This window comes from Comamonas sp. (genome assembly GCF_036666375.1).
Lineage (GTDB): Bacteria > Pseudomonadota > Gammaproteobacteria > Burkholderiales > Burkholderiaceae_C > Comamonas.
On sequence record NZ_JAVWWA010000152.1, the window covers coordinates 1 to 8,274 of the forward strand.

At 68.6% G+C, this 8,274-nt stretch carries 9 protein-coding genes; 6 read left to right on the forward strand and 3 right to left on the reverse strand.

What is annotated here, in order from left to right:
* Both secF and RR928_RS23065 read left to right on the forward strand, forming a co-directional pair.
* Nucleotides 1–468 (forward strand): protein translocase subunit SecF (gene secF, locus RR928_RS23060; protein WP_332684391.1); only part of this gene is annotated, 468 nt, incomplete at its 5' end.
* Nucleotides 469–480: 12 nt separating this feature from the next.
* Nucleotides 481–2,745 carry a DUF1631 family protein gene (locus tag RR928_RS23065; protein WP_332536480.1) on the forward strand — a complete coding sequence of 755 codons (2,265 nt, stop codon included), beginning with the start codon at nucleotides 481–483 and terminating at the stop codon, nucleotides 2,743–2,745.
* A 140-nt stretch (nucleotides 2,746–2,885) separates the two neighbouring features.
* On the opposite strand, the gene dprA is transcribed toward RR928_RS23065, so the two are convergent.
* From dprA to RR928_RS23080, 3 genes are read right to left on the reverse strand one after another with little or no spacing between them, the layout of a single operon-like run.
* Nucleotides 2,886–4,049: a DNA-processing protein DprA gene (gene dprA, locus RR928_RS23070; RefSeq protein ID WP_332536491.1), complete on the reverse strand. Its 1,164-nt coding sequence runs from the start codon at nucleotides 4,047–4,049 to the stop codon at nucleotides 2,886–2,888.
* A gap of 40 nt (nucleotides 4,050–4,089) precedes the next feature.
* The gene (locus RR928_RS23075; RefSeq protein ID WP_332536478.1) at nucleotides 4,090–5,286 is read right to left on the reverse strand and encodes a LysM peptidoglycan-binding domain-containing protein; all 1,197 of its coding nucleotides are present in this window, start codon (nucleotides 5,284–5,286) and stop codon (nucleotides 4,090–4,092) included.
* Nucleotides 5,283–5,489, reverse strand: coding sequence for a hypothetical protein (locus RR928_RS23080; RefSeq protein WP_332536476.1), 207 nt, complete (start codon nucleotides 5,487–5,489; stop codon nucleotides 5,283–5,285). Before RR928_RS23080 ends, RR928_RS23075 begins: the two co-directional genes overlap by 4 nt.
* On the opposite strand from RR928_RS23080, the gene def reads away from it, so the two are divergent.
* The 4 genes from def to RR928_RS23100 all read left to right on the forward strand — a co-directional run.
* Nucleotides 5,488–5,997 carry a peptide deformylase gene (gene def, locus RR928_RS23085; RefSeq protein ID WP_332536474.1) on the forward strand — a complete coding sequence of 170 codons (510 nt, stop codon included), beginning with the start codon at nucleotides 5,488–5,490 and terminating at the stop codon, nucleotides 5,995–5,997. The genes RR928_RS23080 and def overlap by 2 nt on opposite strands.
* Nucleotides 5,994–6,503: a hypothetical protein gene (locus tag RR928_RS23090; RefSeq protein ID WP_332536472.1), complete on the forward strand. Its 510-nt coding sequence runs from the start codon at nucleotides 5,994–5,996 to the stop codon at nucleotides 6,501–6,503. Before def ends, RR928_RS23090 begins: the two co-directional genes overlap by 4 nt.
* A gap of 30 nt (nucleotides 6,504–6,533) precedes the next feature.
* Nucleotides 6,534–7,496 (forward strand): methionyl-tRNA formyltransferase, encoded by a 963-nt coding sequence (gene fmt / locus RR928_RS23095; protein ID WP_332684394.1) that lies wholly within the window; start codon nucleotides 6,534–6,536, stop codon nucleotides 7,494–7,496.
* Nucleotides 7,493–8,274 (forward strand): AzlC family ABC transporter permease (locus tag RR928_RS23100; protein WP_442881935.1); only part of this gene is annotated, 782 nt, incomplete at its 3' end. The genes fmt and RR928_RS23100, both read left to right, overlap by 4 nt.

The window sequence follows — 8,274 nt, forward strand, 5'->3', positions numbered from 1 at the left end:
GTCGCGGCCATCATCGCCAACCTGCACGACATCGTGATCATCCTGGGCTTCTTCGCGTTCTTCCAGTGGGAGTTCTCGCTGGCCGTGCTCGCCGGCATCCTTGCGGTGCTGGGCTACTCGGTCAACGAATCGGTGGTGATTTTCGATCGGATCCGCGAAGCCTTCCGCAAATTCCGCAAGCTCAGCACGCCCGAGGTCATCGATCACGCGATCACCTCGACCATGAGCCGGACCATCATCACCCATGCTTCGACCGAAGCCATGGTGCTGTCGATGTTCTTCTTCGGTGGTCCGAGCCTGCACTACTTCGCGCTGGCGCTGACCATCGGCATTCTGTTCGGCATCTACTCCTCGGTGTTCGTCGCCGCCGCCATCGCCATGTGGCTGGGCGTCAAGCGCGATGACCTGATCAAGTCGCCGAAGAAGGACCACGACGCCAACGACCCGAACGCAGGGGCGGCAGTGTAATCTCGGGGATCCATGGCTTCCCCGCCCCCTCCTCCCGCAGCGCCCGCCACGGCGCTCGTGCGCCAGGCGCGCGAGCAACTGGCGCAGGCCCTGACCCAGGCGCTGCCGGATCTTGCGGCGCGGATGGAGGCTTTCCTCGAACATCTCGCCGACCAGGTCGGCACCCAGCGCGAAATGCAGGCCCATCGCGCGGCGCTGGAACGCTACCGCGCGCACCAGACAGCCTGGGTCCAGGCCTGCCACGACGCGCTGCAGACCGCGCGCGCGGCCTCCGGCCAGCCCACGCCCGCTGCGCGCAGCACCGCCGCCCTGCCCGGCACCTTCGAGCTGCTCAGCGACGAAACGATAGAAAACCAGATCCAGGCCGCCAGGCTCGCGCTCGCGACCGATGAACTGGCCGGCAGCAGCTTTGAAGCGCTGCGCCTGCGCAGCCAGTGGCTGCAACAGCACGAACTCGTGGCCGACGACCTGCTGCGTCCCGAAACCTTTTGCGAACTGCTGGTCAACCAGTGGCGCGGCTCGGGTCTGCCGCGCGCCGACCTGCAAAGCCTCACGGCGCCGCTGCAGACCGCGCTGGGCGAATTGCTGCAGGGCGCGGCCCAGGCGCTGCACCAGCTGTACGACGACGAAGGCGTGCCCCAGTCCGAGGAACTCACGGTCGTGCGCCGCAACCCCGACACCGGGTTGACGCCGCTGCCCGCGTCCGCGGGCCAGGCGCAAAGCCCGGCCAGGCCCGCGGCGCCCATGCATCCCTTGCTGCGCGCACGCCAGCGCGCCCAGGAAGTGCTGCAGCAGCTGCGCGATATGCTTGCGCCGAACACGCGCATGCCCGGCGCCACCGCCGCTGCGCCATCAGTGCAGCACGCGACGGCGTCCCAAAGCCTGCTGCAGGTGCTGGCCGCACAGGCGCCGCAGGCAGCCGCGTTCCAGGCAGACTTGCCCGGCGCGCCGGCCTCGAGCCCGGGCGCCGCAAACATAGACCTGGACCAGCTCGCGCACACGCTGCGCCAGCGCTCCAACGTATGGAAGCAGCAGGCCACGGTGCCCAGCGACCGCGCCGCCATCGAAGTCGTGGCGCTGATGTTCCAGAGCATCCTCGCCCAGGACCGCATTCCGCCGTCGGTGCGCGTCTGGTTCGCGCGCCTGCAACTGCCCGTGCTGCGCGTGGCGCTGGCCGAACCCGAATTCTTCAGCAACCTGCAACACCCTGCGCGGCTGCTGATCGACCGCATGGGCGCCTGCGTGCTGGGCTTCGACGCGACCAACATGGGCGGCAGCGTGCTCGAAGCCGAGATCGCGCGCCTGGTGCAGACCATAGAGCAGTTTCCCGAAACCGGCCAGCGCGTGTTCCAGCTCGCCCACCAGGAGTTCGAGAAATTCCTCGCCGGCTACCTCACGCAGGAGCAGTCCAAGGCGCGCATCATCTCGCTGGTGCAGCAGATGGAAGAGAAGGAAACGCTGACCATCCAGTACACGATAGAGCTGCGCCGACTGCTCCAGGGCATGCCGGTACGCGCCGAGCTGCGCAACTTCCTGTTTCGCGACTGGGCCGAAGTGCTCGCGCTGTCGGCCGTGCGCATGGGCGCGGTGCACGCGCAGACGCAGGCCTTCAAGCAGGCCGCGAGCGATCTCGTCTGGGCCGGCAGCGCCAAGCCCACGCGCGAGCAGCGCGCGCAGCTGATACGCAGCCTGCCCCAGCTGCTGCAATGCCTGCGCGAAGGGCTCACGCTGATCGGCATGCCCGCGAGCGTGCAGGCCGAACAGCTCAAGCGGCTCACCGATACGCTGGCCGAAGCCTTCATCGCCAAGACCGCGGCCATAGCGCCCCAGGACCTTGAAGCCATGGCGCAACGCCTGAGCCATCTCGAGGACTTCATGACCGGCGACGGCCTGCCAGACGACATGCCGCTGTCGACCGAGAACATTGAAATACTGCTGGGCGTGGACATCGCGGGCCTGCAGGTGCTCAGCAGCACCGCCCAGCCGGTCGAGCCGACGATGCTCGAATGGGCGCGCGCGCTGCAGCCCGGCAGCTGGTTCACGCTGGACCACAACGACTCCAGCGTTCAGGTGCAATATGCCTGGCACAGCAGCCAGCGCCAGCTGCACCTGTTCGCCACGCTCGACGGCCAATGCTATCTGATGCCACTGCAGCGCCTGGCCAGCTACCTGCAGTCGGGCCTGCTGCTGTGGCATGACGCCGAAGGCGTGACGCTGCGCGCCACGCGCGATGCACTGGAGAAGATCGAGGCCAATCCCGAGCGCCTGCAAGCCTAGAGTGTCTAACACAACCCTTGCTACGTCGTTGCGTCGCCTTGTCGTGCTACTCGCACTGCCTGCGGCTGCGCGCCTCGCCGGCCGCGCCTAGTAGCAACCGCAAATCTTCGATTTGCCGGGTCGTGTTAGCCACTCTTGGATCAGCCCCGCTCCAGCCGCTGGAACAGCCCCCCTGGCAGGCGCGCCACGCGCCCCGCGAGTTCGAGTTCGAGCAACGCCGCCTGCAGACGGGCCGCGTTCCAGCCGGTGCGCGCCACCAGGTCGTCCAGCCCCAGCGGATCGAAGCCCAGCGCCGCGAGCAGCTCAGATTCCAGGGCGGTCACGCGCGGGCTGGCGGGCGAGCTGGCGGCTGTAGTGGACGGTGCCAGGCCCTGAAGCTCTTCCAGCACGTCCTGCGCAGTCTCGACGAGTTTGGCGCCCTGGCGCAGCAATGCATGGCAGCCGTGCGACTGCGGCGCATGGATGGAGCCGGGAATGGCAAACACTTCACGCCCCTGCTCCCCGGCCAGGCGCGCGGTGATCAGCGAGCCCGACGCCAGCGCCGCCTCGACCACCAGCGTGCCCTGCGCCAGACCTGAAATGATGCGGTTGCGCTGCGGAAAATGCGCGCCCAGCGGCGGTGTGCCCAGCGGGTACTCGCTGACCAGCAGGCCGGCGCGCGCAATGCGCTGCGCCAGCGCCGCGTGGCGGCGCGGATAGGGCTGGTCCAGCCCCGTTCCCCAGACGGCGATGGTGGCCAGGCCGGCGTCGCCCGCGCCTGCGCTGTGCGCGGCCTGCAGCGCGCCTTCGTGCGCCGCGCCATCGATGCCCAGGGCCATGCCCGAGACGATGCACAGGCCGGCCAGGCACAGGTCATGCGCGAAACGCCGCGCGTCAATCAGGCCCTGAGCGCTGGGCTGGCGGCTGCCGACCATGGCCAGCGCGCGCTGCGCGGGAAACAGCGCGCCGGCGCGCGTGAACGCCTGTGCCGGGCCGGCGACATACAGCAGCAGCGGCGGATCTTCGGTCGCCAGCAGGTTTGCGGGGTAGCGCGCATCGCCCAGCGTGATCACCGCGTGCACCAGCCCCGGGGGCGGGTTCTGCAGCCATTGCCAGCAGGTCTGCAATGCCTCGCGCTGTGCGGGCGAAACGCTCAGCAGCGCCGCGCGCTGCGCGGGCGCGAGCAGCGGGCCCAAGGCCGTGGGCGACTGCGCGAACAGCGCGTCGATCGAGCCCGCCTGCGCGAGCAGGCGCCGGGCCAGCGCCCGACCTATGCCGGGCGTGTGCGCGAGCCTCAGCCAGGCCGAGAGTTCATCGCGGTCCAGGGCCTGGGGGTACACGCTGATCTCCGCGGCGCGCTGCCGTTCAGTTCGGCGCGATCAGGTGGTCGCCGGCCACCACGGGACGGCGCACATCGAGAATCAGCGCATACGACACGCGGTCGAACGTGCGAAACACCATCGCCAGGCCGTTGTGCTCGCGCGGCAGCTGCACGCGTTCGCGCTTGCCGCCGGTCTTGTCGACGATCACGTCGCCCTGGGTCACGAGTTGCAGCACCTGGCCTGCGGTCATCGCGTCGCGCGTGCCGCGGTTGATCGCCACCACCTGGTTCTGCGCGCCGAACTTGACCGCGGAGTCGCCGTAGATCGAGACCACGCGCGCCTTGACGTCGGCCGGTGCCGCATGCGGCACGTAGTTCGAATATCCGCGCTCGGGCGCGGGCAGCAGGCGGTCGCCCGCGCGGATCTCACCCTTGGCGTCGACGATGTCTATGGTCGCCGGAACGGTGGTTTCGCTGATCCTGCCCTTGGCGTCCTGCACGCTGACCAGCGTCTCGCCTTCGATCAGCTCGGCCTGGCCCAGGTACTGGGCTTCGTAGCCCAGGATCTCGCCGGTGTCCGGGTCCTTGAGCGCCACGGCGTCACGGAAGACGCGCCAGGCGCGCGTCTTTGCCGAGTCCGGCTGCGGCACCAGTCCGCTGCTGCCGCGCACATAGGCGCGGTCGGCGCTGGCCATGATCACGCGCTCGTCGGTGGTCGCGACAATGCGCGGCGCCTGGGCCAGCACCTGCGCTTCGACCACCAGCGGCTGGACCAGGAAAGGCTCGATCAGGTGCGCGGGCAGCGTGGGCAGGGCCAGGTCGGCCAGGCTTTCGCTGCGCGTGCGCGGCGACAGGCGCACGGTCGTCATGTCTTGCGCGCCCCGACCCATGCGCAGGCGCGCATAGCCGTTGCTCTTGTCGAGGTACAGCACCTGGCCGGGGTAGATCAGGTGGGGATTGGAGATCGAGGACAGGTTCATGCCCCAGAGCTCGGGCCAGCGCCAGGGCTGGCGCAGGAACAGGCCAGAAATGCCCCAGAGCGTGTCGCCGCGCTTCACGGTGTACTCGTCGGGCGCGGTGGCCGAAAGGTCGCTCAGCGGCACCCCTTGCTGCGCGACCTGCTGTGCCGTGGCGCGCTGCGTGGCGGTTACCGGATAGCCGCCCTGGGCGTATACGGTGGACAGCGCGGCGAGCAGCACGGCCCCGATGCCGCAGGCCCGCGCATTGGAAAATGCCGTCATCTCAATCCCTCTTTTTGGTCAGGCCGCACGCCTGGCTTGTCGCTGCGGCTGCGCCAGCCCTGCAGGCCGCGCCGTGGTAATACGTAACAAAGCTCCAAGGATTCTCGACGCAAGGCCTTGATCAGGCAATGATTATTGGACCAGTGCCCAGCGAATAAGCGCAAAAGTGGCGAAAATAGCGACATCATTTTGTTGGCTGCCATGGCAATTCTTCCCATCCTCTGCTACCCCGATCCACGCCTGCACAAGGTGGCCAAGCCGGTCACCGTGGTGGATGAGCGCATCCAGGCCCTGGTGGCCGACATGCTCGCGACCATGTATGACGCCCAGGGCATAGGCCTGGCGGCGACGCAGGTTGACGCGCACGAGCGTGTCGTGGTCATCGATGTATCGGAAGAACGTGACCAGCCCATGACGCTGATCAACCCCGAGATCCTCTGGGCCAGCGACGAGAAGCAGGTTGGCGACGAAGGCTGCCTGTCCGTGCCCGGCATCTATGACGGCGTCGAGCGTTCGACGGCCGTCAAGGTGCGCGCGCTCGACGAAAAAGGCCAGTCGCGCGAAATCGACGCCGAAGGCATGCTGGCCATCTGCATCCAGCACGAGATGGACCACCTGATGGGCAAGGTCTTCGTCGAATACCTGTCGCCGCTCAAGCGCAACCGCATCAAGACCAAGCTGCTCAAGCAGCAAAAGCAGGACCGGCAATGAGTCACCGCCCAGTGCTGTTCCAAGGGGCGCGCTGGGTAGTCTGGGGGGCGGCCAGCCTCTGGCTCGCCGGGTGCGCGGTGCCCGAATGGCAGAAGATAGGCAGCGGCCGCGCCGAGGTGCTGGCCGACATGGGCAGACCCACGCTCACGCGCGCGCTGCCCGACGGCGGCGAACGTCTGGTCTACAGCCGCCAGCCCGCGGGCCAGCAGGTCTATCACCTTGATTTCGATGCCCGCCAGCGCCTCACGCGCGTGCAGCAGGTGCTGACCATGGAGCAGTTCTTCGCGCTGCGCACCGGCACCGACACGCGCGCCACGGTGCTGCAGCAGTTCGGCCCGCCTGCGCTGGTCGAGCATGTAGCCAGCTTCAAAGGCGACATCTGGACCTACCGTTTGCTGGACAATGGGGCTTCACGCCAGGCCCATGTACACATAGACCCCACGGACGTGGTGCGCCGCGTGATGTTCACCGACGAAGTATTCAACGACCGCGACCCGCTCGACTGAGATGGCCGCACCCTTCCCCCCTGTGATTGCATGAACGTCATCTTTGCCGGTACGCCGGAATTCGCCAGCGTGGCCTTGCAGCGCCTGCTCGACGCGGGCTTCAACGTGCCCCTGGTGCTGACCCAACCCGACCGTCCCGCGGGCCGCGGCATGAAGCTGCAGGCTTCGCCCGTCAAGCAGTGCGCGCAGTCGCACGGCATTGCCGTGAGCCAGCCGCGCAGCCTGCGCCTGGACGGCAAGTACCCCGAAGACGCGGCCCAGGCGCGTGCCGCCATCGAAGCCGCGCGCGCCGATGTGATGGTCGTCGCCGCCTACGGCCTGATCCTGCCCCAGTGGGTGCTGGACACGCCGGCCAGGGGCTGCCTCAACATCCACGCGAGCCTGCTGCCGCGCTGGCGCGGCGCCGCGCCCATCCACCGCGCGATCGAGGCCGGCGACAGCGAGACCGGCGTGACCATCATGCAGATGGACGCGGGCCTGGACACCGGCGACATGTGCCTGATCGAACGCCTGCCGATTGCCGCGACCGACACCACGGCCAGCCTGCATGACAAGCTGGCCGTGCTGGGCGGGCGGCTGATCGTCGAGGCGCTGGAGATGAGCGCCTGCGGCGGCCTGCCACGCACTCCTCAGCCCGCCGAAGGCGTGACCTATGCGCACAAGATCGAGAAAGCCGAAAGCTGGATCGATTGGCGCCTGCCGGCCGAGACCATAGACCGGCGCGTGCGCGCGTTCACGCCGTTTCCCGGCGCCGCCGGCCTGTGGCAGGGCGAAACCATCAAGTTCTGGGAAGGCCGGCCCGAAGCGCGCGCCGCCGACGCCGCGCCCGGCACGGTGCTCGCCGCCGATGCCGCGGGCGTGGTCGTGGCCTGCGGCGCGGGCGCGATGCGCTTCACCCAGTTGCAGCGCGCGGGCGGCAAGCGCCTGGCCGCGGGCGACTTCCTGCATGGCTTTGTGCTGCCCGTGGGCGTGCAGCTCGACGCCACGCCATGAGCCAGTTGCCGGAATCCGACTCCAGGCTGGGCACCGTGACACGCCGCGCGCTGGGCATTGCGCGCGAGCCGGGCTTTCGCCAGGGCATGCAGGACATGAGCGGCGTCTCGCTGGGCATTGCTGCCTGGGCGCTGGTCACGGGCGTGGCCATGGTCAAGAGCGGCATGACCGTGTCCATGGCCTTGTTCATGTCGTTCGTGGTCTACGCGGGCAGCGCGCAGCTCGCCGTGCTGCCGCTGATGATCGCCGGCGCGCCGATGTGGGTGGTGTGGTTCACCGCGATCTGCGTGAACCTGCGCTTCGTGATCCTGAGCAGCATGTGGCGCGGCTATTTCGCCCACCTCGCGCGCCGCCACCGGCTGGCGCTGAGCTATTTCAGCGGCGACGTGATCTTTGTCGCGTTTCTCAAGCGCTACCCCGACGGCCAGCGCAGCCCCGAGCAGGTCGCGTATTTCTGGGGCGCGGCATCGACCAACTGGTTTGTCTGGCAAGCTTTCTCGGTGGCCGGCATCTTCTTTGCCGATCTGGTGCCGCTGTCGTGGGGCCTGGGCTTCGCGGGCGTGCTGGCGCTGATCGGTGTGCTGTATTCGATGCTCACGGACCGCACGACCTGGGCCGCGACCGGCGTCGCCGCAGCCGTGGCCGTGGCGGCTTTCGCACTGCCGCTCAAGCTCAACATCCTGGCGGCGATTGCCGCTTCCGTGGCCGTGGGCCTGATGCTGGAAAACACCGAACGCCGGCTGCGCGAATGGCGCGCCGGCCCGGCCACGCTGCGCGC